Origin of the sequence: Hartmannibacter diazotrophicus, assembly GCF_900231165.1 — a bacterium.
In the GTDB taxonomy this organism is placed as follows: Bacteria; Pseudomonadota; Alphaproteobacteria; order Rhizobiales; family Pleomorphomonadaceae; genus Hartmannibacter; species Hartmannibacter diazotrophicus.
This window is the reverse complement of sequence record NZ_LT960614.1, coordinates 2767432-2792306: the sequence shown is the minus strand read 5'-3', so window position 1 is coordinate 2792306 and position 24875 is coordinate 2767432. Positions and strand designations below refer to the sequence as shown.

Here is a 24875-nt window from a genome sequence, read left to right as displayed (position 1 = left end):
GTGGAGCAGAACGGCGGGGATGACGCCCCGGAGACGGTCCGTGTTCTCTATATCGACGATGACAGTGCCTTCGGACGGCTGGTCGAAAAGACCTTGCAACGCCGGGGGCGGTCGGTCGTGCATGCGGTCAGCGGCGACGAAGGTCTGGCCCTTCTCGGCGATGCGATCTTCGATGTGATCGCGCTCGATCACGAGATGCCCGGCGAGACCGGCTTCGATATTCTTCAGCGTCTCGGCCCGAGGTCGGAACGCCCGCCGGTCATTTATGTCACGGGTCATTCGGATGTGCGGGTCGCGGTCCTCGCCCTCAAGTCTGGCGCGGACGACTATGTGATCAAGGATCTTTCGGAGGATTTTTATGATCTTCTCGACGCGGCGATCTCCCAATCGGTCGAGCGGGCCCGGCTGAGGCGTATGCAGCGGGAAAACGAGCGGGCGATCCGCGAGGCCCGCGACCGGGCGGAAATCCTGCTGCGCGAGGTCAATCACCGGGTAGCCAACAGCCTGGGGCTGGTGGCGGCGATGGTGCGCATGCAGGCCGCGACACTGAAGGACCCCGGCGCGGTCGAGGCGCTGCGCGAGACCCAGGCGCGCATTTCGGCCGTCGGCGGCGTGCATCGCCGGCTCTATACCTCGGGCAACGTGGGCTCCGTCGAGCTTGACGACTATCTGAAGAATCTTCTCGGCGAGTTGCAGGCCTCACTGGAAGGCCAGCACAAGTCCCATCCGATCGTCTATCTGCCCGGCGGCCTTTCCATTTCGACCGACAAGGCCGTCTCGCTCGGCGTGATCGTCTCCGAACTGGTGACGAATGCGTTCAAGTATGCCTATCGCGAGGGCGAGGACGGCGATATCCGTGTCCGGCTATCGGCCGTCGACGACCAGAGGGCAAGGGTCTCTGTCGAAGACGACGGTATCGGGTATACGGAGCAGACCGTCGTGCGGGGCACCGGCATCGGCAGCAAGATCGTCGATGCGATGGCGGTGAACATGCAAGCCACCGTCGGCCGCGAGCCGGTGGATGTCGGAACTCATGTCGTCGTGGAATTCCCGCTGTAGCAGGAAGCCCCGGCGTCTATGTCCTCAGGCCTGGCCGTCGCCGCTGTCGCCGTCCTTGCCGGAGCTGCTGTTGGCCATGAAGAAGGCCGCCGCGCCGACGAAGACGACGATGCTGAGAAGCGGCGACTTCATCACGGACGGCAGGAGTGAAGCCATCGCGCTGGCGAGAATCGGCTGCGCCTGGGCCTGCCTCTGAAGCATTAGCCTGCGGTCGCGGCGATCGATCATCATGTTGACCGCGATCAGCAGCATGGCTAGGACCAGCGCGGCGATCGCCACCAGAAAGGCGGCGGCCACTGCGCCATAGTCCGCGGCCAGCAGGATAGCGCCGCCCGTCACCGCGGCAGCATAGGCGGTGAGCAGCAGCACCGCGACGAGCGCATAGACCACCGTCTTGCGCTCGACCCGGCGTTTGACCGCGCCCACGTCCGTTGTCAGAAGCGCGGCAACAAGCGGTACCAATCGCGATATCACCGGTTCACCGCCGCGACAGGACGGCGAGCAGGAAACCGGCGGCGGCCGCTATGCCGATGGCCTGGAGCGGCTTGGCGCGCACCTGGTCGATCACGGTTTTCTCCGCGCCTTCGAGTTCCGCACGAAGGGCATTGACCGCCGTCTGCGAGGCGGCCATGGCGTCGCTTGCGGCCGAGTTGACCTTCGCCTTGTATCCATCGGCCTTGGCGGCACCGAAATTCCCGACCGAACGGGTCAGTGCGGCAATATCCTCGCGAAGCTGGGTGATCTGCGCCTCGATATCCTCGGCGCTGGCAGCCGCGGTTCCGTTCTTTCCGGTCTGCTGTGTGGTCGTGGCCATCCCGTTCTCCTTTTCCGTCATTGAAATGATGCCGGTTGGCGTCACCAGACCATTTGATGTCGGTGGCGCGCATCTTCACCGCGAATGCTCACGGGTGTCATTGATTCAACGCATCCGGCGCTTTCGCCTGGAATTGGGGAACTGCCCAACTGCCCAGGCTGCGACATGGTCGCGACGCCGCCACGATGACCTTGAATTGAGAACGCGGATTTTCGAGGAAAGTTCCCGCGCCGGCCACGGCACATTGCCACCGGGGGACAGGGATATTTTGAAGAAGGAAATGGAGGCCACGGAGGGAATCGAACCCCCGTAGACGGATTTGCAATCCGCTGCGTAACCACTCCGCCACGTGGCCCCATTCATGTCCGCCGAAGACGTTGCTGCGAGCGGCGCGCATCCAATAGCAGAGTGCATTCCCTCGCTCAACACCCAAGATCAGGCGACCGTGATGTTGCCCCAAACTGTTTTAGATTTCCTGAACTTCGTTCGTGCCAGGCGACTTTCGTGCAGCGATGGGTTGCCGGCGCTGCAATCGGGCCGTGTTCGAGGCCGGGCGGGCAGGTCGCACCCGGTCACTGCTTGCGATCGCGTTCGCGTCCGGCCTGGAAACGGCGGTAGCGCCGGACCACGCCAACCTCCAGCCGGCGCCGCATCCGTCGCGCCCTCGGTGAATCGATCGAGAGGATCGCCAGCCCGACGGGAATCATCCAGAAGCCCAGGACGGGCAGGAAGCCGAGCGCCCCGCCGGCAATCATCGCAGCACCGAGGCCCCGCCGCAGCAAGGGGGAATGGGGCAGGGCGATGCGTCGTCCGGCTATGCGGATGGTCTTTCTCACGTTGGTTCTTTCACTTCGCCGGGTCAGGGCCGACAGTGGTCTCAGGCCCTAAACGCCATGATCATAAGGCCGTTTCACGGCCAGGGTTCCGGTGGCCTGAAATTCTACTTCAAAGGGGCTTGGCAAGCGTTCGTCCCGTTGCTATACGCTCGCCCACGGCATTCCTCGGTAGCTCAGCGGTAGAGCCCTCGACTGTTAATCGAGTTGTCGCAGGTTCGAATCCTGCCCGGGGAGCCAGTTTTTCAAAGTGAGCGCAGAATCATTCCAGGCGAAAAGTTCTTCGCTGGAACCAGTGATCGTTTCCGCAAGCATGTCAAACGTCTGGCGGAACGTGCGTTGCGCACCCATTCCAGCGCCTCGTCATCCGGATTTCCCGCAGTTTGATGGACACTCTCCCGTTTGTGAAAGGGTGTGCTTTTCATGCCGATAATTGGGACCCGTACCCTGCGAAGCTCCAACTCCACTCGGCGCAATCGGGGGGTAATAGCCATCGCGATATCGCGATGACCGGCCGTTTGCAGTGCGCGCGATATCGGAACCTTCGTCGAAGTTGAGCGTTTACCTCTGTTAAGCACCGCAATCCATGCGGAGCTATTCGGAGTAGGTAAGATGTCAGCAGGACAAAGCAGTGGTACCGGCGCGACAACTGAATTCGACGATGAAAAGGTGAGGAAGAACGACATTCTCAGCAATCGCGACAAGGCGCAAAGACTGCCTGGGCAAAGCCTGGACGGTAAAGGTGTCCAGGTTGATGAATACAAGGACAACCCGGCCAATCGTAGACCAGCTGGCGATTCTGGCGTCAAAGGCGGTATCGAGCCAGTTGCCGAAACGCTGAAGGAGCCATCGCCCAAGACAAAAAAGTCAGCGCCGACGCCGACTTCTGAAGACTTTGACCGGCCCGGCTTCGATCTTGGCGGATCGACCGGTGAGACGCACGCGGGCAAAGGTCTGGGGCTCGGCAACGATGCGATGGAAAACCGAAAAGATTGGCGCCTGCCAAGATAAGATTCTTATCAGGCCGCGAGACGAAGCCCCCAAACATCTTCAAGGACGCGTGGGAAGTCAGGCTCCGGCGCGAGGCACTTGGTTCGATAACGAAAAATGAAGGGGAGCCAGTTTCATTTTTCCACCGCTATATTCAAGATCGTGACAGTCGAGAGGCTTCGTTCGGACGCGATAAGTCTTGATCGGCCTGACGTTGGAGCTTGGGCAAAGTCAACGTCCTGTCCGGGGCAGCGGACACGGCCGATCCGGGGGTAGTCCATCCCTCAAAGTTCGCCGGTCCAGGGCTTTCGAAGAGAGATGGCGCGGGATGCGTCGTCGCGACCGAATCGTTAGACTGTGCCGATCGCACGTCTTTCGGATGGTGCCGTTCCCGGCCGCCAGTTTCTCGTTTCCCTGATTGACGACTTTTTTCGGTCCCATCGGCATGCCCGACAGGAATCGGGGCTCGTGAGCCGCCAAGGATACAGGTATCAATGAGACAGCAGCTCTACGAGGCCATGAAGCAGCTCGAGGCGTCCGGCGGGCGGATGGAGGGAAAAAGGGTCGTCGAACTCGCCCTTGCCTTCAGCGAAGCGGAGACGAAAAACGAAATCTTCTGGCAGCTCCATCGCTATTGGTTCCTGAACCAGAACAAGGAGCTGATCGGTGCGCAAAACGTCCTCTACGATGCGATCTGCAGCCAGTATATCGGGGAATTCGGCGTTGGCGACTTCAGCGCCAGGCTGACGGAGCAGCGGCGGAAGAAGGACGGGCGCAAGAAGCGGGTCCTGCTTTCGGGCAATGCGATCAAGAACACCAAGCACGCGCCGACGCGGTTCCTGGTCGAGATGGGCAACATGTTCCGCCGCAACGGCCATGAGGTCTTCGTGCTCTACACCGGCATGATGTGCCGGTCCCTGTCGCTGACCTATCCCAAGCCCTTCAAGTTCCAGTTTCCGCCGGTCATCGGGACCGGCCTTGCCTCGATCTACAACTACCACGACGAGACGTTCAACATCGTCCAGGGCGTCAGGGAGCAGTTCCGCTTCGAGGACGGCCTTGCGCTGCTGCGCCTCGTCAACAATCCCTTCAACCGCGACGATGTCCGGATGCTCGACGAGGAAATCGCCGAGTTCGCGCCGGATTTCATCATGAGCATCGGCGGCCACGATCCGCTGGCGGAACGCTATGCCTCCGTGATCGGAGGCGTCTGGCTGCCGCAACTCTCGGCAACCTTCTATTCGCCCCATCTTCGCCCTGCGGTGACGCAGAGCATGTGGAACACGGCCCTGTCGACGGAGGACCGGAAGCCGATCAAGCCGATGGCTCCGCTGATTGCGCGGCTGCCCTATCCGGTGCCATTCTACATCGCCAATCCGAAGCTCAACGAGGCCTTGAAGCGCGTCGCCGAACAGAAGCCCTATGTGGCGATTGTCGGCAACCGCTTGCACCAGGAGGTCACGCCGGAGCTGAAGGAGCGGATGGTCGCCTTCCACAAGAAGACCGGCGCGCGCTTTGTCCTTGCCGGCGATCGCGCCAACCAGCTGATGGATGCGAATGTCGGGATTTTCGGGCTCGACACGATCAGGGACCTCGGCGCGCTCTATCATTTTTCCGCGCTCAACCTCAATCCGCCGCGCGGCGGCGGCGGAACGGCGGCGGCCGAGGCCACCCGCGCGGGCAAGCCGACGTTCACGCTGAAATTCGGCGATGTCTATGACGCGCTCGGCGATGCCTTCGCCTTCGACGATCTCGATGCGATGTTTGCCGGGATCGAGCGCTACTACGAGGAGGAGGCCTATCGCCAGAGCTTCGCTGGGCCGATCGCGGAAAAGGCCAGGGAACTCTACGACAGCGACCTTTTCTACAAGGCCATCATGGCCGGGCTTGAGGAGCAGGTTCTGTCATCCGCCTCGTGAAGTCGCCGCGGCCAAGTTCCATGACGACGCATCGGTAATCGACGTTCGCCTCCGCCTCATCGACCTCGTCATGCTCGGTCTTGCCGTCCTTCTCGTAGCGCCGCAAGGGCAGACGCCGCGTCTCCCGGAAGCCGAAGCGGGCGTGAAGGTTCATGGTGACGAAGTTGTAGGAGAGGACCTTGAGGTTGAGGCTTTCAAGGTTCAACACGCCGAAACACCAATCGAGAAGCGTTCGCTCGGCGCAGGGAACGAGTTGCGGGTGCCCGCCGCTGAGGCCTCTCATGAGGTTGTCGATCTCGGCCCTCTGGCCATCACAGCCCGACAGGCCGATATGGCCGACGAAGCGTCCGGCGGGGTCCTCGATGAGGAACAGCAGACGGTTGTCCTGGCCAACCGACAGGGTGCGAAGATACCAGGCCATGCTCTCGCTTGAGGCCTCGAAGCGGGACATGAAGAAGCGCATCGCGTTGCGGCGCCAGTCCGTCATCAGGTCGATGAGGTCCGGTCGGGACAGGATCCATGGGCCGATCGGCACCAGCCGGCCGATCTCATCGCCGCCGTCTTCGCGGATGATCAGGCCGCACCGTTCCGCTTCTTCGAGCGTGGTGCATTTCAATGATTTCAGGGCCTTGAGATGATCCATGTCTCAGGTCCGCTTGAACCGGTGGCCGACCGGGATGTCGGCCACGCGGATTCGCTTGGGCTGCATGTGCGGCGCCAGACGCTCGCGCATATGCATGCGGAATGCGTTCAGATCGAAGCTTTCCGGCGTTCGGGGCTGCACGTCCAGCTCCACATGCTGACCGGTGATCGGGTTGTCGCGGGCCCGGGCGCGGGCGAAGGAAACGCCCGGAAAGTCGATGGCGGCGCGTTCCACATCTGCGGCCATGAACTTCAGCCCGCCGACGTTGATGACATCGCCGCGGCGTCCGGTGATCCGGTAAAGTCCGCTGCGCTCCTCCACGATATCGCCGGTGTCGTACCAGCCGTCCGCGTCGAAGGGCGAGGGGGCGTTGAGATAGCCGAGCATGCGGGACGCGGAGCGGATCTGCAGGCACCCGCCCTCGACGCGGGTTTCGACCCCTTCGCCGCCGATGGACATGTAGAGGCTGTCGCGCGCCTCCGACTTGACGCGCAGGATCCCGAGTTCGGACATGCCGTAGGTCTGGCGGAAGTCGATGTCGGGCAGGGCGGCACACAGCGCGTCCAGCGTCGGCTGATCCATGCGCTCGGTGCCGTAGGTGATGACCTTCAGCGAGGCCGGAACGCGGCCGGGCAGGGCGCCGCTCATCAGCATCATGCGCAGGAAGGTCGGGCTCGTCGGCAGCAGTTCGACCCGGTGCTCGGCGCAGGCTGAAAGGATGGCCTCGACGGTGCGGGCGGGCGGCGCGACGACGACGCCCCGGTTGAACAGCGTGTGAAGCAGCGTATTGAGGCCGCCGATATGGTCGAAGAGCAGGAAACTCAGGGTGCGCAGGGTCGGACGCGGCGTTTCGAAGCGGCGCAGGAACAGCGCCATGTCATGCAGGATCGCCTTGGGCAACCCCGTCGTTCCGGTGGAAAAGAGCACGAGGCCGGCGTGGCCCTCCGCTCTCAGCTGCTCGATCAGCGGATGGGGCTCCGGTGTCTTGAGCCGGGTAATCTTGCCATCCTCGATGACGGCATCGACATGGGCGGCCTGGAAGAAATAGTCGTGGCTAGCCCGCGTTTCCTTGGTCAGCGGCACCACGACCGCGCCGCGATCGAAGAGCCGCAGCAGCGCCGCGATGGATCGCGGGTCGAAATCGCCGACGAGCGCAACGACCTCGCCGGGTTTTATGGCTTCGAGGCCGTCGGCGGGCGCTGCGATCAGGTCCGCGAAGGCGAGGCTGCCAGACGGGTGGATGAGGAAGGGCGCCTCATTGTCGGCCCAGCGCGCGGCAAGACTGTCGACGAGCCCCATCAGATGCCGCCGACATGGAGCACTTCGCCACTGATCGAAGCGGCGCGGTCATCGAGGAGCAGTTCGACGAGATCGCAGACGTCGGAGGGCTCGAACTGTCTCGGGATCACCTGCTCGCCGACGATCCGGTCGATCTGCGTCTTGCCGACGCCCTTGATGAGGTCGGTTGCGATGGGGCCGGGGGCGATGCAGTTCACGCGGATGCCGAAGTCGGCCATTTCCCGGGCGAAAGCCTTGGAGAAGGTTTCGACGCCCGCCTTCGAAGCGGCATAGACCGCCTCGCCCTTGAGGCCGAGGGCGACCGCGATGGTGGAGAAATTGACGATGGTGCCGCGCTTCTTTCGCATCATCAAAGGCGCCAGAAGCTGGCAGCAGTAGATCGTGCCGAGCAGATTGGTCTCCACGATCCGGCGGGTGATCGTCTCGGGCATGAAGACGGCGAGATTCATCGACGCGATGCCGGCGGCGTTGATCACGGCGTCGACGGTCGCCTGCCGCTCCTTCAGAAGCCGTGCGACGGCCTTGACGTCGTCATGGACCGAGACATCGCAGGCCATGGCCTCGAAGGGCAGGTCGCCCGGCTGGCGCGCGATCCCGAGAATCTCGTGGCCGTGGCCTGCCAGACGCTCGGCAATCGCAAGGCCGAGGCCCCTGCTGGCACCCGTGACGATGATCATGCCGCCGCCTTCGACTGCTCCGAAACCTCTTTGGCCAGGCTGGCGACGGAGCGGAACATGCTCTGCGAGCGGGACATGGCGGCTTCCGATGTCCAGTCGAACTCGAATCCGCTTGTCGCGGCCCAGTCTTCCAGCGCAAGGCAGAGTTCGACAAGCTTTTGCGAATCGAGATTGCTGTCGTCACCGATGAGCGCCATGTCCGGCGCGATGGACGCGCTGATTCCGCTTTCGGCAAAGGCCTCGGCAATGAAGGCCGTGATGAATTCGGCGGCTTCCGCAGGTGTTTTCATGGCGCTTTCGCCGGCTCGTTCTTGTCGTTCGAGAATATTGTCGCGCGTAACGTTATGTGTCCGGCGACGAGCGAACAAGGGACCTGCTGCTGACACGGAACAATGCCGTCCTCAAACGGTTGATAACGTTGTTCATCTCTCGCAGATTCTCGTATGACATGATACGGGATACTACATATTTGAACGGGCTGTGCTGGCTGCCTCTCTTGAACGGCAGAGAACGCGCTTCATTTTCTTCACTCTGTCACCTCGGTGGCACTGGTTTCATGCGTCTTCTCCGCCGAGGCGGCCATTGCAAGGGAGGCGGCTTGTCGAACGTGTCGGGTTTGGAAAAGACATGCCCGTAGCCGGACAGATTTCGTGAAGAAGAAGGCAAAGAAGAAACTCGCGCCAAAAACGATGCGGCGGCAGGTCGCCGCGCTGCCGATCTGCCATGACGAATCGGGCAATCCGCGGGTTCTGCTCATTTCCTCGCGAGAAACCCAGCGACCGGTCATTCCCAAGGGCTGGCAGATGAAGGGCAAGCCCGACCATCTGGCCGCGGAGATCGAGGCTTTCGAGGAGGCCGGCGTCAAAGGCCGGATTTCCAAGAAGCCCGTCGGCACATACCGTTACTGGAAGCGGCTTTCGGACCAGTTCGCGCTGGTCGATGTCGATGTCTACGCCCTTGAGGTGGCAGAGCACTGCCTGGAATGGCCGGAGCAGGAGCAGCGACAGGCGCGCTGGTTCTCGCCCGAGGATGCAGCGCTCCTGATCGATGAGCCGCTGCTTGCGGCCCTCATTCGCCGACTGGTCTGATTTCACCTTTCAAACCGTTTCGATTGACCGATGCCATCGCGATGGTCTTGCGATTGCGCCCGGGCTCGGACAAGAGCTATTGATCGTCGCATCTTGTACGATGTTCCGGCCGGCGCTTGCGAAGTCCTCCACGACAGCAGGTCCGGCCGTCCTTGCCAGGAGTTTCCATGCCCGACAGCATGACCGGCGCCGCAAACGAGTTGCGCATCGCCATCGCCCAGCTCAACCCCGTTCTCGGCGACATCGAAGGCAATCTGGCGCTTGCGCGCAAGGCGCGGGAAAAGGCGGCGGCCGACGGCGCCGATCTTCTCGTGCTCACGGAACTCTTCATCTCGGGCTATTCGCCCGAGGATCTCGTTCTGAAGCCGTCCTTCGTGGCCGCCTGCCAGCGGGCGGTGCAGGCGTTTGCCGCCGATACGGCCGACGGCGGGCCGGGTGTTCTCATCGGTTCGCCATGGAGCGAGAACGAGGGCCTCTACAACGCCGTGGCGCTGCTCGACGGGGGCGAGGTCAGCGCCGTGCGCTTCAAGGTGGACCTGCCGAACTACGGCGTCTTCGACGAAAAGCGCGTGTTCGATGTGGGCCCGATGCCGGGACCGATCTCTTTCCGGGGCATCCGGATCGGCGTTCCGATCTGCGAGGATATCTGGGGCGAGGAAATCGTGGAGTGCCTGGCCGAGACCGGCGCCGAGATGCTGATCGTGCCGAACGGGTCACCCTATTCGCGCGAAAAGCACGAAATCCGCCTGCAGATCGCGGTTGCCCGCGTCGTCGAATCGGACCTGCCGATCCTCTACGTCAACCAGCTCGGCGGACAGGATGAGCTTGTCTTCGACGGTGGCTCCTTCGGCCTCGACGCGGACCGCTCGCTTGCGTTCCAGCTTCAGGCTTTTGCCGAGACGGTCACGACGGTCACCTACCGCCGGGATGCGGACGGGGTCTGGTCGGGCAAGGGCAATGCCTGCGCCGAGCCGCTGTGCTCGGACGAGACCGACTGGCTCGCCTGCGTCGTGGGCCTTCGCGACTACGTCAACAAGAACCGTTTTCCGGGTGTCGTGCTCGGTCTTTCCGGCGGCATCGACAGTGCCGTCTGCGCGGCGATCGCCGTCGACGCGCTGGGGCCGGAGCGGGTGCATTGCGTGATGCTGCCCTATCGCTACACCTCGTCCGACAGCCTTGAGGACGCTCAGGCCTGCGCGGCAGCGCTCGGTGTCCGCTATGACACGATCCCGATCGCGGAGCCGGTGGAAGGCTTCCTTTCCTCTCTCTCGGGTCTCTTCGCCGAGACCCAGCCGGACACGACGGAGGAAAATCTCCAGTCGCGCACACGCGGCACGATCCTGATGGCGATCTCCAACAAGTTCGGCTCAATGGTGGTGACGACGGGCAACAAGTCGGAGGTCTCGGTCGGCTACGCGACGCTCTATGGCGACATGAACGGCGGCTACAATCCGATCAAGGATCTCTACAAGACCGAGGTCTATCGCCTCGCGCGCTGGCGCAATGCCCGGGTGCCGGAGGGGATCGACGGGCCGGGCGGCGAGGTCATCCCGGTGCGGATCATCGACAAGGCGCCGACGGCCGAGTTGCGCGAAAACCAGACCGACCAGGATTCGCTGCCGCCCTACGACATGCTGGACGCGATCCTGGAAGGGCTGGTCGAGGAGGAAGCGTCTGTCGCCGAGATCGTCGCGCGCGGCTTCGACGAAGCCATCGTGCGGCGGATCGAAAATCTTCTCTACATCGCCGAGTACAAGCGCCGGCAGGCGGCGCCCGGCGTCAAGATCACCGAGAAGAACTTCGGTCGCGACCGGCGTTATCCGATTACCAACCGCTTCCGCGACAGGGGCTGACGTCTGACGCGGCCATGCGGCGTGCCAGACTGGCGAATCCGTTGAAAGGCGCATCATTGCAGGATAGACCGGCGACATGACTGTGACCGTCCGCTTCGCGCCTTCCCCCACCGGCCATATCCATATTGGCAACGCCCGCACGGCGCTGTTCAACTGGCTCTTTGCCCGCAAGAACGGCGGGCGTTTCATCCTGCGTTTCGATGACACGGACCGGGAGCGCTCGAAAAAGGAGTTTGCCGACGGCATCGCGGTCGATCTCGACTGGCTCGGCATTGATCCGGATGCGGTTTATCGCCAGTCGGAGCGGATGGCACGCTACGACGAGGTCAAGGCGGACCTGATTGCGCGGGGCCTGCTTTATCCCTGCTACGAATCTCCGGACGAACTGGAGTTGAAGCGGCGGCGTCAGCGCATGCGCAACCAGCCGCCGATCTACGACCGCGCTGCGCTGGAACTGACGCAGGAAGACCGGGAGCGGCTTGAAGCCGAAGGCCGGCGCCCGCACTGGCGCTTTCTTCTGCCGGGGCACGGCGAGAACAGCGGCGCGTCCGAGCGGCACGTGACCTGGGAAGATCTCTGCAAGGGACCGCTTTCGGTGGATCTCGCCTCGCTCTCGGACCCTGTTCTGGTGCGCGAGGATGGCAGCTTTCTCTATACACTGCCCTCGATCATCGACGACATGGACATGGGCGTGACGCATGTCATCCGCGGCGAGGATCATGTCACCAACACCGGCGTGCAGGTTGCGATCTTCCGCGCACTCGGCGGCACCGTGCCTGCCTTCGGCCATCACAACCTCCTGACCGACGTCCATGGCGAAGGGCTTTCCAAGCGCAAGGGCGCGCTTTCCGTCGAGGCGCTGAGGGCGAAGGGGCTGGAGCCGCAGGCCGTGGATGTGGTCGCGGTGCGGATCGGGACCTCGGAGGCGATCGAGCCGATCCGCGCGCTCGACGATCTTGCCGAAGGGTTCGACCTTTCGGCGACCTCTCGTTCGGCAGCCCGCTTCGACGAGGCCGATCTTGCGGCCGTCAACGCCCGGATCGTGCGAGACCTGCCGTTCGAGGCGGTCAAGGACAGGATGGAGACGCTGGGCGTGCCGGCGAAGCCCGAAATTTGGGCGGCGCTTTCCGGCAATCTCGACACCTTCGCCGACGTTGCCGACTGGTGGAAGGTGGTGACCGGACCGGTGGAACGCCTTGCGGCCGTCGATGACGAGCCGTTTCTTGCGATGGCTGCCGAACTGCTGCCCGACGAGCCCTATGACGCCGGAACGTGGAAGAGTTGGACGGGCGCTCTTGCCAAGGAGAGCGGGCGCAAGGGGCGGGCGCTTTTCCTGCCTCTCCGCCTGGCCCTGACCGGCCGCGAGCATGGACCGGAGCTTGCCGGTCTCCTGCCTCTCATCGGGCGCGAGCAGGCCCACGCGCGGCTGAAGCCCGTATGATCCGCCCCGCCACTCAGGACGTGCTGCGAAGCTTCGGCGGCTCTTCAAAGCCCGGCGTCAGTTCCGGCGCGACCGACGAGCGGCTGTTATCCTGGAAAGGCTTTGCGTCCGTTGCCGTTTCGCCGGTCTCGCAGGCGGGGGCCCGTTCCGACTGGTAGGCAAAGGCGTGCGGCAGACTGCGGTATGTCTCGCCGTTCGCGACCGATATCGCGTCGGCCGGATCCTCGCCCGGATTGCGATAGGCAAAGAGGTGGTACTGACTGCCCTTCTGGTGGCAGAGATTGGCATCGCCGGCAAAGCCCGATCTGGTCGTCGAAAAGCTCAGCGGAAAGAAATAGCCATCGCACATGCGCACGCAGATCGTGCGATAGGCTCCGCCGCCGAAATAGCTGAGGTCAACGCGCGTGCCCTGAACTTCGGACGCATCCATCTGGTCGGGCGGCGTTGTCGCGACATTGATGATCTTGGCCGTGCTGCGCAGGCCCGGCGCCGGCGTCGTCAGCGTCTCGGCGGTTTCGATCCCCCGGTCCTGACGGTCGCATCCGGCCCTGAAATAGGCGGCCTCTAGATCGGCGCGGGTCAGGCGCGCGTTGCCGGTCGCCGCCCTGTCGCGCCGCTCCTCCAGATAGGCGAGGTTCTTGCGCATCTTGCGCAGGGTTGGCATCAGCGCGCCGCAGCGGGGATCGGGATTGCCGGTCTCGCAGCGGCCCTGTTGCGACTGGCGCTCGGCGAACTGCAACTCCGCTGCCTGGCGATCGGCAAGTTCCGCGTAGCGGCCATAAGTCGAGTTTGCGACGGACGTCACCGGCCGGGAGAGCGCCCGCTTCAGCGCGGCACAGTCGGTGGCGGCGAGCGCGCTCCCCGGCAGGCCTGTCGCAGCCGCAAGCACGAGAACGCCGAAAAAGGCAAGTCCGCCAACCGGTTTGCTGAGGACACGAGACAGGGCCATGGATTGAAAACGCCGCGATCGATAATGCTGTTGCTGGCCGGTGCCGTCTGGCCTGGCCGATCGCGAGAATTTTAGCAGATCCGTTTACCGGATCCTTCGCCGGTTGCCGGAATCGGGCGATCTTTTGGAAAACGACGTTAACAGGCAGTTGGGACGCGCGGCCTTATGGGCGAAAGCGCCAATCGGAGGCCTGTTCGGATTGCACGATGCTGCAACGCTTGCCGCGGCAGGCGACGGCGCCTTGTTGCGGATGGCCGATCGGACTGCTGGAACCCTGGGTGGGCGCTTGTCTTGGCTTGCCGTCGGGACACGCGAGACGGTGCGATTCGCCCGGCCAAACGGGGCCAGTCATACCTAGTCGCAACGCTCACCCAATTTGTGAGCGTCTCGTCATGACGTTTTGATCTTAAGAGAAAAATGGCGGGAGTGACGGGGCTCGAACCCGCGACCTCCGGCGTGACAGGCCGGCACTCTAACCGACTGAGCTACACCCCCGCTTTGGTCCGCCGAGCCGCTCTCGCCGCTGGCGTGGCGCTTGAGTATGACAAGGGCGGGTCCTAGTCAAGCACTCCGTGACAGATTTTTTTCAATCCAGCATGCGCGCTTGAAAAACGCCTGATCATGCTCTCGGCAACGGGTGGTGAGCATGAGGTGGGCGCCCGGAAGAACGGCAGGGATCCAGTGCTTGAGGGGCGAACGGCGGCGGTCCTCACTGCGACAACTGGATCAGGATCTGATGCTCGCCGCCGGACGACGCGCGGCCGCGCAGGGAATATTCGGCGAAGGTTGCCGCCAATGCTGCCAGCACCCCAAAATTCTTCATGCCGGCCGATTCCAGGGCCGGGGTGACGTCCACGAGGAAATAGTAGCCGGGAGAGCCGTCCAGCGTATTGAGCCAGCCGCTGAAATTGGTGCCCGAATCCGGCCAGAGCGTGTGCGACTGGCGCGGGCAGACGGTGACCAGGACGGGGTTCTTGCCGGCGAGCATCATGTCGACGGAATCGCGCAGAAGCCGCATCCCGATGATCATGCCTTCGGCATTCAGCGCCTGTTGAAGCGGCGAGTCGGGTGAGATCGCGCCTGTGATCTCGCTCTCGACCAGCGCTCGGGGGCCTTCGGTGAGGGTGTTGAGGCGATCGTACCAGTTGGCGATTTCGTAGACGTCGCCGAGATCGAGCCCGCGACGGCTGTAGCGAAACCCGCCGGTTCCGCTGGCGTGAAGATCAAATGCCATGGTCTCCGGCCTCGATCGTTTTTGCCCCGCTCAAAGACTAGCAATTTAGTCGGGCGGGTCAAACGCAGGTTCGCTGGCGGCGGCGGAAACCGTCGAAATACTGAATGACTATTGAATGGGGGGAGAGAAAAGGCGCGGATAAATATCGCGGCCGGGATGATGCTGGCGCGATAATCCCGCTTCCGCCGAGGCAAAAGCGGGATCAATTCTTTGTGCCCGTTTTCGGTTTCTATTCAGCCGGTTCCGCGACCGGTTCGGCTTCGGGAAGAACCGCCGTCAGCAGGATGGCGGCAAGGCCGCTGATCGTGATCGGTGCGTTGAGCACGCTCTTGGCGAGGGCCGGCAACTGGTCGAAGGCATTGGGGACCAGCGAGACGCCAAGACCGAGCCCGAAGGCGACGGCCATGACGTAGATGTTCTTGCGGGTGATCGAGGTGCTGGACAGGATGCGAATGCCGGCGACCGCGATGGAGCCGAAGAGCACCAGCGTCGCGCCGCCGAGCACCGGCTTCGGGATCAGCGTGAAGACCGATCCGATGATCGGAAAGAGACCGAGGAAGACCAGAATGCCGGCCACGAACAGCCCGACGTGACGGCTGGCAACGCCCGTAATCTGGATGACGCCGTTGTTCTGGCTGAAGGTGGTGTTGGGGAAGGTGTTGAAGAGGGCGGCGAGGCCGGAGTTGATGCCGTCGCCGAGGACGCCGCCCTTGATGCGCTTCATGTAGACCGGGCCGGAGACGGGCTGGTTGGAGATCACCGAATTGGCGGTCAGGTCGCCGGTCGTCTCGATGGCGGTGATGAGATAGAGGAAGGCCATCGGCAGGAAGAGGCCGAGGTCGAAGTTGAGGCCGTATTTCAGCGGGATCGGCACGGCGAAGAGCGGGGCGTTGCCGAAATTGGCAAAATTCACCTTGCCCAGGATCGCCGCGATGACGAAGCCGACGACGAGACCGATGAGCACGGCCGATATGCGCAGCGTCGGGTTCTTGTTGAAACTGAAGGCCAGAATGACGGCGACGACGACCGCCCCAAGCAGGAGGTTTTCCAGGCTTCCGAACTCGGGCGCCTTGGCCGTCGCGCCGCCGGCGAGGTCGGTGAATCCGACCTTCACCAGCGACAGGCCGATGACGGTGATGACGATGCCCGTCACCGTCGGGGTGATGATCCTTTCCAGCTTGCCGATGAACTGGCTGAGGACGACTTCCACAAGGCAGCCGGCGAGGCAGATGCCGAAAATCATGGCAAGGATGTCTTCCGGCGTCCCGCCGTTGTTCTTCACGGCGAACCCGGCCGCAAGGATGGTGCCGAGGAAGGCGAAGCTGGTGCCCTGAAGGCTCAGGAGGCCGGAGCCGACGGGTCCGACCCGGTGGGTCTGGATGAAGGTCGCAACGCCCGAGACGAAGAGCGACATCGAGATGAGGTAGGGAATATGCTCGCCGAGCCCGAGAACGCCGCCAATGATCAGCGTCGGCGTGACGATGCCGACGATCGAGGCGAGGATATGCTGGGAAGCGGCGAGGAAGCTCGTCGGTACATTCGGTTTGTCATCAAGGCCGTAGATCAGACCAAGGCCGCCGTCTGAGTTGTTCGCCATCGCTCACCCCGCTTGTCGCTCGCGTTTTCGTTGTGGTGAACGAAAAGCAAATATTGTGCCGGGTAACGGGCCTCAGCCCTGTCTTTCGGACCCCATTCGTCCGGAGCTCGCATCGAGTGGACGGCCGAAGAGACCGTTCGGGCGCAGGACGAGGAGTGCGGTCAGCAGCGCCAGGATGGCGATGTCCCGGTCCGCGACGGGGAAATAGGCGGCCCAGAGCGTTTCGGCGACGGCGATGAGAATGCCGGCGCCGGCGGCTCCTCCGATGGACCCGACGCCGCCGAGGATGGCCGCAGCGAGGGCCTTCAGCGTGACGACAAGTCCGCTCGAGTGACTGACGAATCCGTAGTGGAAGGTCACGAGGCAGCCGGCGAGGGCGGCAAGAGCACTCGAAATCACCAAAGACCCGAGGATGATGCCGTTGCGGTCGATGCCAATCATCGCGGCCATTTTGGGGTCGTCGGCGATGGCGCGCCAGGCCCGGCCAAAGCGCGTCATTGCGATCAGCGCGCCGACAAGCAGGGTTGCGGCAAGACCGGCCCCGACTTCGGCGGCCTGCATCGGGGTCATGGTGATGCCGATGCCGATCTGCCACAGATGCATCGGATCATTGAGAAGCGGCGCGATCCAGCGGTCGCGGTTGCCGAGGAGGAGGCGGACGCTCTCCGACAGGAAGATCGCAAGCCCGATGGAAGCGATCATGAAGCTCAGCGGCGAGGCGGCGCGCAGCGGCACCAGAACGGTTCGCCCGACGGCGGCTCCGAGCGCCGCGCCGCAGACGATGGCAAAGGCGAGGCCGAGGACAATGGTGAGGGCGGGACTGGCGGCGAAGGCCGAGACGCCGATGCCGGAGAAGGCGGCGACGCCGCCGATGGCCGCGATATCGCCAAAGGCGAAATTGATGCGGTCGACGAGGCCCAGGACGAGGGCGAAGGCGACCGCGAGCAAGGCATAGATGAAGCCGACCGGGAGGGCGTTCAGCCCCTGCTGCAGGGCATAGGAGAGGGAATGCTCGAACGTCTGCTGGGCGGCCTTGCTGCCGGGCGATGCCGTGCCCGCGAAACGGGGCGCGACCCGCATCGGGGTTTGCGGATCGTCAAGCCAGAACCGCTCCAGAATATAGAGACGCGATGCCGTCAGTTCGCCATTGGGCGTTTCGACCGCCGTAAGCTTGCTGCGGCCGGACGAGAACCTGTCGCCGGCGAAGGCACAGCGCACGTATTGCGCGCCCTCTTTGCCATCGACCCTGTAGCGCAGGATGACGCCATTGGCCGCGACCGGATCGGCAGCCTCTTCGGTGATGGCGATGCGGCCGGTCGGTTCGAGCGAGGCGACGACCAGCCGGCAGGTCCGGACCTGCTCGATGTCGGGGCCGCCGCAGGATACAAGGAAGGCGCAGGCGGCGAGAGCGAGGACGAGCCTGCCGATGCGCCACAAGAAATGGTTCCCATCCGATCCGCCCGGGCCACGAAAACGATCGCCGGGGCGGTCCGGAACAGGCGGCATACGGCTCAGAGGCCTGCCTTCAGGCGCTCGGCGACGCGCGGGGCGTAGTAGGTCAGGACGCCGTCGGCGCCAGCGCGCTTGAAGGCCATGAGGCTTTCGACCATGGCCCGCTCGCCGTCGAGCCAGCCGTTGGCGGCCGCAGCCTCGATCATCGCGTATTCGCCGGAGACCTGGTAGGCGTAGGTCGGCACCTTGAAGGTGTCCTTGAGGCGATAGAGGATGTCGAGATAGGGCATGCCCGGCTTGACCATGATCATGTCGGCGCCCTCGGCAAGGTCGAGTTCGGCCTCGTGCAACGCCTCGTCCGAATTGGCCGGGTCCATCTGATAGGTCCGCTTGTCGCCGACCAGGGTCTTCGACGTGCCGATGGCATCACGGAACGGTCCGTAGAAGGCCGAGGCATATTTCGCCGCATAGCTCATGATCTGGACGCGTTCGAAGCCGTTGGCGTCGAGCGTCTGCCGAATCGCGCCGATGCGGCCGTCCATCATGTCCGACGGGCCGATGATGTCGACGCCGGCCTCGGCCTGCACCAGAGCCTGACGGCAAAGCTGCTCGACCGTCGGGTCGTTGACGATTTCCTCGCCCGAGAGAAGGCCATCGTGACCGTGGCTCGTATAGGGGTCTAGCGCGACGTCGAGCATGACGCCGACGTTGGGCACCGCAGCCTTGATGGCCCGGGTGGCGCGGCAGACGAGATTCTGATCGTTAAGCGCCTCGCTGCCCGTTTCGTCGCGCAGGGACGGATCCGTATAGGGAAAGAGCGACAGCAGCGGAATGCCGAGCTTGGCGGCATCTTCCGCAGCGCGAACCAACTGGTCGACCGAGAGGCGGAACACGCCGGGCATGGAGGGCACCGGCACACGCTGGTTCTCGCCCTCGACGACGAAGATCGGCCAGATCAGGTCGTCGACCGTCAGCGTATTCTCCCTGACGAGGCGGCGCGACCAGTCCGTGCGCCGGTTGCGGCGCATCCGCCTGCCCTGGAGCAGGGATGTCATGTCGATGCGGGGAGGCGTCTGGGAGCCGTGCTGGTAGGTCATGAGAGAATGTCCGGGCTTTGACGGTGGCGACCGATCTGTGCGGCGGCCGCAGGCTTCGGTGTTTCTTTATCAGTGTGCGGCCCGGGCTTCAAACAAGACCTCGTCAAACAGGACGTGAGGTTCAAGGGCGAATGGCCGCGAGCCGGTTTCATGAAGCGGCGGGCTCCTGTATATCCGACGGGTCTTCCTTCCTGTGAGCCTGACCGCGGCCCGGCGAATCTGAAGGCGTTGCAAGGCGAACCGCCGACCACAGCGTACCGGCGGCGAGAGAGTTTAGAGGTCATTCATGCGAGACGACGACACCCTGCCGGCGGCCATGACCATCGATGCGGAAGGGCAGGGCGGCTTCAATCCACGTCCCGTTCTGGTGGTTTTCGTGCGTCTTCTGGCGGTCGTCTTCCTCATCGGCGGTCTTTATCAGTGGACGATCATCCTCGGCCCGCTTGGCAGCGGTCCCGGACTGAATGACATCCCGGTGGAATTTCGCGTGGCCGCGATTTTCTTTTCGGTGTTCGACCTCGTGGCCGCTGTCGGACTTTGGCTGCTGTCGTCCTGGGGCGCTGTCGTCTGGTTGATCGCCGCGCTGACCGAGATCGCGCTGCATACTTTCTTTGCCTCGATCTTCGGTCCGGCGCCGGTGACTGTCGCTTTTCATGCAGTTTCCATCGTGATTTACACAACGTTCACCTACTTGGTCGAGCGCTCGTCCGAGTCGTGAGGGCGAATACCTGAATCATCAGTAGAATCCTGGTTAATGGACGTCAGGGTTAATCTTTGCATCGACTCATTGTGCAAAGATGAATGCTTGCCTTAAGGGTATTTTTAGTCTGCGTTTTAAGCGAATTTTCAAGTCTCTCGACTAGGTTTCAATGCAACGTGGATAAAAGCCACGAAGAGATCGACAGAGAGGCAATACCTATGATCAACGCGAACCGGGCCAAGGCGACTGCTTCCGCTGGTCAAGATGAATCCGAGATCAAGCCGCTTTACATGGAAGCGCTGAGGCTGGTCGAGCGTCTGCACCGCCGCCTGCTTGATGTGATCAAGGATGAATTCGACCGCGAAGGCAGGACCGACGTCAATGCCGTCCAGGCGCTGCTGCTGTTCAATATCGGCGACAGCGAACTCACTGCGGGCGAACTGCGGACTCGCGGCTACTACCTCGGCTCCAACGTCTCCTACAACCTCAAGAAGCTGGTGGAGATGGGCTATATCCATCACCAGCGCTCGCGCATGGACCGTCGTTCCGTCCGCGTCAGCCTCACCGAAAAGGGGCAGGAGATCGCCGACATCATCCAGAAGCTCTACGACCGCCACATGCAGTCGATCGAGAAGGTCGGCGGTGTCGCGCGCAACGATTTCGAACAGCTCAACACGTCGCTGCAGCGGCTGGAGCGTTTCTGGACCGACCAGATCCTCTATCGTCTCTAAAACAAGAAGCGCCTTGCTCGTTGAATGACAGCAGCCAGAGAAATGCACGGTTCATCCCCGACCGTGTGACCTCCAAGACTGACCCCGGCCACAAGGCCGGGGTCTTTTTGTATTGAGAGGACGGCCGCGAGCGTCTTGCGCACGGTGTCAGGCATGAGCCGGCTCATCGACTTGCCTGCGGTCGGCAAGGGCTGAAGCATTGATGCAACAGTCTTTTGTCGCCTCGATTTTAACCTTGCGATGACATCAATCGACCACATTGCTCACGCAAAGACCTCTGCAGATCAGGCAGTGTGGCGGGGCTTTCAGGCGTTCTTCGGATGCCGCTCCAGGCGCGGGCTTCGTGGCCGCTTCGGTCGGCAACATGGGCCTTGCGGGAACATTTTTGAACCGCGGGCGTTATCGGCAGGCAGTCGCGCCGCGGCGATGTCAACGTGGCAGCCCCACGCTGTTGTGATCGCGGCCTGGTTGTTGACGGTCGGTCGGGCTGGTAGAATTCATATGACAGTGTCGTGGTTTGACAGACAATTTGGAGACTTCTGGTGATGAAGGATTTGCTTGGTCGGACAGCTTCGGATTGGGCGTCGAGAGGCATTTCGCGCCGGAGCCTGCTTGCCGGCATTGGCGGAGCGGTGGGCTATGCCGCCACTCCGGCCTTCGCGCAGCAGTTTGCCCTGAGCCAGCCGGAATGGTCCGACGGCTTCGACACAAGCATCCCGCAACAGGCCCAGGTGCGGACCGACAAGCCGACCATCGGACCTGAGACGCCCAGCTATGTGGAAGCTGCCATTCAGCGCTATGCCGATATCGTGGCGCGCGGTGGCTGGCCCTATGTCAACGTCTCTCAGGCGCTGAAGGTCGGCGTCAGCAGTCCGGACGTTGCCGTGTTGCGTCAGCGGCTGGAGGTTTCCGGCGACCTGGAGCCGGTCGGCGGCAATCCGACGGCCTTCGACAGCTTTGTTGACCAGGGCCTGCGCCGCTTCCAGATGCGCCATGGCGTTCGTCCGGACGGCGTTCTCGGTGCAAGCGGCGAGACCATCCAGGCGATGAACATCCCCGCCGAGGTGCGGCTGCGCCAGCTTGAGACCAACCTGGTGCGCGTGCGCTCGATGTCCGGCTTCCTCGGCGACCGCTACGTTATGGTCAACGTGCCGGCGGCCGATATCGAGACGATCGAGAACGGCCTCGTTCATTCGCACCACAAGGCGGTTGTCGGCAAGATCGACCGCCCGACGCCGCTGCTTTCGACGCACATCACGAATATCAAGTTCCATCCCTACTGGACGGTGCCGATCAGCATCATCAAGAAGGATGTGATCCCGATGGTCCAGAAGGACCCGCAGTATCTCTCCAAGTTCAAGATCCGCATCTTCGACTGGAAGACGCACGAGGAGATCGATCCGCTCTCCATCGACTGGAACACCGATCAGGCGAGCCAGTACATGCTGCGGCAGGATCCGAGCGAGATCAATTCGCTGGGCGCGGTGAAGATCAACTTCCCGAGCCCGGAAGGCGTCTACATGCACGACACGCCGTCCAAGACGCTGTTCGGCAACGACTACCGGTTCGATTCCTCGGGCTGTGTGCGGGTCCAGAATGTGCGCGAGTATGTGACCTGGATTCTGAAATACACGCCGGGCTGGGAGGATCCCGCGGCTGTCGATGCGGCCCTGCGCCAGAGCGAGCAGATCGACGCGCAGGTGGCCGACAAGGTCAACCTCTATTTCAACTATTTCACCGCCTGGGCCAATTCCGACGGTGTCGTCCAGTTCCGCGAGGACATCTACAAAAAGGACGATCTCGACGTCGCGCTGCGCTGAGCGTCAGGCAGACCGAGAGTGGGTCAAGACAATCCCGGAAGGCCGAAATGCCTTCCGGGATTTTTTTTGTTTGTCCCTGCGCTGGAGACCAGAGCCCGTGCCGTAGCCGATGCCGAGACGCGGAAGAATTTTCCGCCGGTAGACGGTTGTTTAAGGCTCCATGCGGCATGATCGATGCATGGGCGTATCCCGTGTTCATTGCTGCGTTGGCGGAATCCGGCCGCAGTTGGCCATGAAGGATAACGCAGCCATTGGATCGCGCGCCTGCTACAGTGTCTGCGCGAGCGCGATTCAGGACAGGGTGCTTTGCCGGTGATGCATTTGGACGCATGCCATCGTTTCCCGTTTGGTCGGGGGTGAACATGAACGAAGATCTTTCCAAACTGATCTATTTCGAGTTCCGGCCGATCGGCCGGCAGATGCGGGTGACCGCGATCGACGGACAGAGCGGCGCCGAAGCCGTTGTTATTGCGCCGATTGGCGCCCCGCGACGCGACCTGGAGCAGCTTGCGGCACGCAAACTGCGGCGTAGCCTGGAAATGGCCGGCAACGGCTGAAGGCGGCCCAATACTTCCCTGACGGCATAAAAATTAGCCGAATGGAGGCTGATTGCTTCCATTTCGGCAAAAGAGTGCGACGGCGGTGACGTTGTGACGACGCCGGGCTCTATGGTAATCGGATGCTTGGAAGGCCAGTTGGCAGTGTGCGATCCGTGTGCCGGGCAGGGCGTCTCATCCCGCCCGACAACCGACGATTTCGCATACGGCCGATTGCCAGGAATCCAAGAGGGGGACCGCGCAGGCCGCGCGGCGCCTGCAGAGGGCAGGCGAGGGGTTCACCCCACAACAGACGGGAACGTCCACATGTCCATGACCGATAGCGCCTCCGGCACCATTTTCCCGGCGTTCTTCACTGGTTCGCTCGCTGAGACCGACCCTGAGGTCGCCTCCGCGATTGCCAAGGAACTGGGCCGCCAGCAGCACGAGATCGAACTGATCGCCTCGGAGAACATCGTTTCCAAGGCCGTTCTCGAAGCGCAGGGCTCCGTACTCACCAACAAGTATGCCGAGGGTTATCCGGGCCGTCGCTACTACGGCGGCTGCCAGTTCGTCGATATCGCCGAGAATCTGGCGATCGAGCGCGTCACCAAGCTCTTCGGATGTGCTTTCGCCAACGTCCAGCCGAACTCCGGCAGCCAGGCCAACCAGGGCGTCTTCCTCGCCCTTGCCCAGCCGGGCGACACCATTCTCGGCCTCGACCTTGCCTCGGGCGGTCACCTGACCCACGGCGCCAAGCCGAACATGTCGGGCAAGTGGTTCAACGCCGTTGCCTACGGCGTGCGCCAGCAGGACCAGCGCATCGACATGGACCAGGTCGAGGCGCTCGCCAAGGAGCACAAGCCGAAGATCATCATCGCGGGTGGCTCGGGCTATTCGCGCGTGTGGGACTTCGAGGGCTTCCGCCGCATCGCGGACGAAGTCGGCGCCTACCTGATGGTCGACATGGCCCACTTCGCGGGTCTCGTCGCGGCCGGCCTGCATCCCTCGCCGTTCCCGCATGCCCATGTCGCGACATCGACGACCCACAAGACCCTGCGCGGTCCGCGTGGCGGCCTCATCCTCACCAATGACGAGGCGCTCGCCAAGAAGCTCAACTCGGCGATCTTCCCGGGTCTCCAGGGTGGGCCGCTCATGCACGTCATCGCCGGCAAGGCCGTTGCCTTCGGCGAGGCGCTCACCCCGGACTTCAAGGGCTACATCAAGAGCGTGATCGACAACGCCAAGGCGCTGGCCGAGACGCTGCGCAAGGGCGGTCTGGAGATCGTCTCCGGCGGCACCGACAACCACCTCATGCTGGTCGACCTGCGTCCCAAGTCCGTCACCGGCAAGGCCGCGGAGGCCGCTCTCGGGCGCGCCAACATCACCTGCAACAAGAACGGCATCCCCTTCGACCCGGAGAAGCCGACGATCACCTCCGGTATCCGTCTCGGCACGCCGGCCGGTACGTCTCGTGGCTTCGGCGTCGCCGAGTTCCAGGAGATCGGCGATATGATCATCACGGTGCTTGACGGACTCGTTGCAAATGGCGAGGAAGGGAACGGCGCTGTTGAAGCGGCGGTGAAGGATCGCGTGAAGGTTCTTACCGACCGTTTCCCGATCTACAGCTGATCGGAAACTTTCGGAGACCGCCATATGCGATGCCCGTATTGTGGCGGTGACGAGACCCAGGTGAAGGATTCGCGGCCGACGGAGGACAATACCGCCATCCGTCGGCGGCGGATCTGTGCAAGTTGCGGCGGCCGGTTCACGACCTTCGAGCGCGTTCAGTTGCGAGAACTGATCGTGATCAAGCGGTCTGGCCGGCGCATTCCGTTCGACCGGGACAAGCTGATGCGATCGGTGCAGATCGCCCTGCGCAAGCGGCCTGTCGAACCGGAAAAGATCGAGCGCATGGTGAGCGGCATCGTTCGCCAGCTCGAAAGCCTTGGCGAGACCGAGGTGACGGCCGAACAGATCGGCCAGCTCGTCATGGAGGCCCTCAAGGGCATCGATGACGTCGCCTATGTGCGATTTGCTTCCGTCTACAAGAATTTCCGCGAGGCCCGCGACTTCAGCGAACTGGTCGGCGAATTGTCGATCGATCCGGATGAGGCGCGGAAGCTGGACCCGGATGTCTGAT

General features: G+C 63.0%; 24 protein-coding genes and 3 tRNA genes. 13 read left to right on the top strand and 14 right to left on the bottom strand.

The features are described from left to right. A complete protein-coding gene (locus HDIA_RS13135; protein WP_099556578.1) occupies positions 1–1059 on the top strand; it encodes a sensor histidine kinase in 1059 nt (352 codons plus the stop codon). A 24-nt stretch (positions 1060–1083) separates the two neighbouring features. Here HDIA_RS13135 and HDIA_RS13130 read toward each other — a convergent pair whose 3' ends face one another. From HDIA_RS13130 to HDIA_RS13115, 4 genes are all read right to left on the bottom strand, one after another. After that, positions 1084–1521 (bottom strand): hypothetical protein, encoded by a 438-nt coding sequence (locus tag HDIA_RS13130; RefSeq protein WP_099556577.1) that lies wholly within the window; start codon positions 1519–1521, stop codon positions 1084–1086. A gap of 16 nt (positions 1522–1537) precedes the next feature. Beyond that, positions 1538–1873 carry a glycine zipper domain-containing protein gene (locus HDIA_RS13125; RefSeq protein ID WP_099556576.1) on the bottom strand — a complete coding sequence of 112 codons (336 nt, stop codon included), beginning with the start codon at positions 1871–1873 and terminating at the stop codon, positions 1538–1540. 281 nt (positions 1874–2154) lie between these two features. After that, a tRNA-Cys gene (locus HDIA_RS13120) sits at positions 2155–2228 on the bottom strand. A gap of 217 nt (positions 2229–2445) precedes the next feature. Next, positions 2446–2709 carry a hypothetical protein gene (locus tag HDIA_RS13115; protein ID WP_245883863.1) on the bottom strand — a complete coding sequence of 88 codons (264 nt, stop codon included), beginning with the start codon at positions 2707–2709 and terminating at the stop codon, positions 2446–2448. Positions 2710–2871: 162 nt separating this feature from the next. On the opposite strand from HDIA_RS13115, the gene HDIA_RS13110 reads away from it, so the two are divergent. The 3 genes from HDIA_RS13110 (at position 2872) to HDIA_RS13100 (ending at position 5615) form a co-directional block, all read left to right on the top strand. After that, a tRNA-Asn gene (locus HDIA_RS13110) sits at positions 2872–2946 on the top strand. 372 nt (positions 2947–3318) lie between these two features. Then, a complete protein-coding gene (locus HDIA_RS13105) occupies positions 3319–3717 on the top strand; it encodes a hypothetical protein (protein ID WP_099556574.1) in 399 nt (132 codons plus the stop codon). A gap of 473 nt (positions 3718–4190) precedes the next feature. Next, entirely contained in the window at positions 4191–5615 is a 1425-nt protein-coding gene (locus HDIA_RS13100; protein WP_099556573.1) for a hypothetical protein, read from the top strand. On the opposite strand, the gene HDIA_RS13095 is transcribed toward HDIA_RS13100, so the two are convergent. The 4 genes from HDIA_RS13095 to HDIA_RS13080 are packed head-to-tail and all read right to left on the bottom strand — an operon-like array spanning position 5572 to position 8524. Next, a complete protein-coding gene (locus tag HDIA_RS13095) occupies positions 5572–6258 on the bottom strand; it encodes a GNAT family N-acetyltransferase (protein ID WP_099556572.1) in 687 nt (228 codons plus the stop codon). The genes HDIA_RS13100 and HDIA_RS13095 overlap by 44 nt on opposite strands. A gap of 3 nt (positions 6259–6261) precedes the next feature. Beyond that, on the bottom strand, positions 6262–7557 hold the full coding sequence (locus HDIA_RS13090; RefSeq protein ID WP_099556571.1) for an ANL family adenylate-forming protein: 1296 nt from the start codon (positions 7555–7557) through the stop codon (positions 6262–6264). Then, complete coding sequence (locus HDIA_RS13085; RefSeq protein ID WP_099556570.1) at positions 7557–8234, bottom strand: SDR family NAD(P)-dependent oxidoreductase; 678 nt, start codon at positions 8232–8234, stop codon at positions 7557–7559. The genes HDIA_RS13090 and HDIA_RS13085 overlap by 1 nt, the downstream gene beginning before the upstream one ends. Continuing rightward, on the bottom strand, positions 8231–8524 hold the full coding sequence (locus HDIA_RS13080; protein ID WP_197708025.1) for a hypothetical protein: 294 nt from the start codon (positions 8522–8524) through the stop codon (positions 8231–8233). Before HDIA_RS13080 ends, HDIA_RS13085 begins: the two co-directional genes overlap by 4 nt. 360 nt (positions 8525–8884) lie before the next feature. On the opposite strand from HDIA_RS13080, the gene HDIA_RS13075 reads away from it, so the two are divergent. The 3 genes from HDIA_RS13075 (at position 8885) to gltX (ending at position 12616) form a co-directional block, all read left to right on the top strand. After that, the gene (locus HDIA_RS13075) at positions 8885–9322 is read left to right on the top strand and encodes an NUDIX hydrolase (protein WP_245883862.1); all 438 of its coding nucleotides are present in this window, start codon (positions 8885–8887) and stop codon (positions 9320–9322) included. Positions 9323–9489: 167 nt separating this feature from the next. Then, positions 9490–11175: an NAD+ synthase gene (locus HDIA_RS13070; protein ID WP_245883861.1), complete on the top strand. Its 1686-nt coding sequence runs from the start codon at positions 9490–9492 to the stop codon at positions 11173–11175. 76 nt (positions 11176–11251) lie between these two features. Next, positions 11252–12616, top strand: a complete 1365-nt coding sequence (gene gltX, locus HDIA_RS13065; RefSeq protein ID WP_099556569.1) for a glutamate--tRNA ligase — start codon at positions 11252–11254, stop codon at positions 12614–12616. A gap of 13 nt (positions 12617–12629) precedes the next feature. On the opposite strand, the gene HDIA_RS13060 is transcribed toward gltX, so the two are convergent. The 6 genes from HDIA_RS13060 to hemB all read right to left on the bottom strand — a co-directional run bounded on the left by HDIA_RS13060 (position 12630) and on the right by hemB (position 18903). Beyond that, positions 12630–13565, bottom strand: coding sequence for a DUF2865 domain-containing protein (locus HDIA_RS13060; protein WP_099556568.1), 936 nt, complete (start codon positions 13563–13565; stop codon positions 12630–12632). Positions 13566–13983: 418 nt separating this feature from the next. Further along, positions 13984–14060, bottom strand: a tRNA-Asp gene (locus HDIA_RS13055). A gap of 214 nt (positions 14061–14274) precedes the next feature. Further along, positions 14275–14799: a hypothetical protein gene (locus HDIA_RS13050; RefSeq protein WP_099556567.1), complete on the bottom strand. Its 525-nt coding sequence runs from the start codon at positions 14797–14799 to the stop codon at positions 14275–14277. A 229-nt stretch (positions 14800–15028) separates the two neighbouring features. Further along, the gene (locus HDIA_RS13045) at positions 15029–16396 is read right to left on the bottom strand and encodes a nucleobase:cation symporter-2 family protein (RefSeq protein WP_099556566.1); all 1368 of its coding nucleotides are present in this window, start codon (positions 16394–16396) and stop codon (positions 15029–15031) included. A 72-nt stretch (positions 16397–16468) separates the two neighbouring features. Then, positions 16469–17833, bottom strand: a complete 1365-nt coding sequence (locus HDIA_RS13040; protein WP_099556565.1) for a branched-chain amino acid ABC transporter permease — start codon at positions 17831–17833, stop codon at positions 16469–16471. 74 nt (positions 17834–17907) lie between these two features. Next, entirely contained in the window at positions 17908–18903 is a 996-nt protein-coding gene (hemB, locus tag HDIA_RS13035; RefSeq protein ID WP_173796318.1) for a porphobilinogen synthase, read from the bottom strand. 358 nt (positions 18904–19261) lie between these two features. Here hemB and HDIA_RS13030 point away from each other — a divergent pair, with 358 nt between their 5' ends. From HDIA_RS13030 to nrdR, 6 genes are all read left to right on the top strand, one after another. Continuing rightward, a complete protein-coding gene (locus tag HDIA_RS13030) occupies positions 19262–19663 on the top strand; it encodes a DUF6163 family protein (protein ID WP_157775597.1) in 402 nt (133 codons plus the stop codon). 200 nt (positions 19664–19863) lie between these two features. Beyond that, positions 19864–20376 carry a transcriptional regulator LdtR gene (ldtR, locus tag HDIA_RS13025; RefSeq protein ID WP_099556562.1) on the top strand — a complete coding sequence of 171 codons (513 nt, stop codon included), beginning with the start codon at positions 19864–19866 and terminating at the stop codon, positions 20374–20376. A 545-nt stretch (positions 20377–20921) separates the two neighbouring features. Continuing rightward, complete coding sequence (locus HDIA_RS13015) at positions 20922–22196, top strand: L,D-transpeptidase family protein (RefSeq protein ID WP_099556560.1); 1275 nt, start codon at positions 20922–20924, stop codon at positions 22194–22196. A gap of 362 nt (positions 22197–22558) precedes the next feature. Next, on the top strand, positions 22559–22753 hold the full coding sequence (locus tag HDIA_RS13010; protein WP_099556559.1) for a DUF6898 family protein: 195 nt from the start codon (positions 22559–22561) through the stop codon (positions 22751–22753). 312 nt (positions 22754–23065) lie between these two features. Beyond that, entirely contained in the window at positions 23066–24364 is a 1299-nt protein-coding gene (gene glyA, locus HDIA_RS13005; protein WP_099558879.1) for a serine hydroxymethyltransferase, read from the top strand. Between the two features lie 24 nt (positions 24365–24388). Continuing rightward, entirely contained in the window at positions 24389–24874 is a 486-nt protein-coding gene (gene nrdR, locus HDIA_RS13000) for a transcriptional regulator NrdR (protein ID WP_099556558.1), read from the top strand. Position 24875: the final 1 nt, after the last annotated feature.

Bases quoted from the DNA above. Each gene is read 5' to 3' on its own strand.
- HDIA_RS13085 (WP_099556570.1), bottom strand. From the start codon at position 8,234: ATGATCATCGTCACGGGTGCCAGCAGGGGCCTCGGCCTTGCGATTGCC.
- HDIA_RS13105 (WP_099556574.1), top strand. From the start codon at position 3,319: ATGTCAGCAGGACAAAGCAGTGGTACCGGCGCGACAACTGAATTCGAC.
- ldtR (WP_099556562.1), top strand. From the start codon at position 19,864: ATGATCAACGCGAACCGGGCCAAGGCGACTGCTTCCGCTGGTCAAGAT.
- HDIA_RS13030 (WP_157775597.1), top strand. From the start codon at position 19,262: ATGACCATCGATGCGGAAGGGCAGGGCGGCTTCAATCCACGTCCCGTT.
- HDIA_RS13050 (WP_099556567.1), bottom strand. From the start codon at position 14,799: ATGGCATTTGATCTTCACGCCAGCGGAACCGGCGGGTTTCGCTACAGC.
- HDIA_RS13010 (WP_099556559.1), top strand. From the start codon at position 22,559: ATGAACGAAGATCTTTCCAAACTGATCTATTTCGAGTTCCGGCCGATC.
- HDIA_RS13125 (WP_099556576.1), bottom strand. From the start codon at position 1,873: ATGGCCACGACCACACAGCAGACCGGAAAGAACGGAACCGCGGCTGCC.
- HDIA_RS13100 (WP_099556573.1), top strand. From the start codon at position 4,191: ATGAGACAGCAGCTCTACGAGGCCATGAAGCAGCTCGAGGCGTCCGGC.
- HDIA_RS13015 (WP_099556560.1), top strand. From the start codon at position 20,922: ATGAAGGATTTGCTTGGTCGGACAGCTTCGGATTGGGCGTCGAGAGGC.
- HDIA_RS13060 (WP_099556568.1), bottom strand. From the start codon at position 13,565: ATGGCCCTGTCTCGTGTCCTCAGCAAACCGGTTGGCGGACTTGCCTTT.
- nrdR (WP_099556558.1), top strand. From the start codon at position 24,389: ATGCGATGCCCGTATTGTGGCGGTGACGAGACCCAGGTGAAGGATTCG.
- HDIA_RS13045 (WP_099556566.1), bottom strand. From the start codon at position 16,396: ATGGCGAACAACTCAGACGGCGGCCTTGGTCTGATCTACGGCCTTGAT.
- hemB (WP_173796318.1), bottom strand. From the start codon at position 18,903: ATGACATCCCTGCTCCAGGGCAGGCGGATGCGCCGCAACCGGCGCACG.
- HDIA_RS13095 (WP_099556572.1), bottom strand. From the start codon at position 6,258: ATGGATCATCTCAAGGCCCTGAAATCATTGAAATGCACCACGCTCGAA.
- gltX (WP_099556569.1), top strand. From the start codon at position 11,252: ATGACTGTGACCGTCCGCTTCGCGCCTTCCCCCACCGGCCATATCCAT.
- HDIA_RS13070 (WP_245883861.1), top strand. From the start codon at position 9,490: ATGCCCGACAGCATGACCGGCGCCGCAAACGAGTTGCGCATCGCCATC.
- HDIA_RS13090 (WP_099556571.1), bottom strand. From the start codon at position 7,557: ATGGGGCTCGTCGACAGTCTTGCCGCGCGCTGGGCCGACAATGAGGCG.
- HDIA_RS13080 (WP_197708025.1), bottom strand. From the start codon at position 8,524: ATGAAAACACCTGCGGAAGCCGCCGAATTCATCACGGCCTTCATTGCC.
- glyA (WP_099558879.1), top strand. From the start codon at position 23,066: ATGACCGATAGCGCCTCCGGCACCATTTTCCCGGCGTTCTTCACTGGT.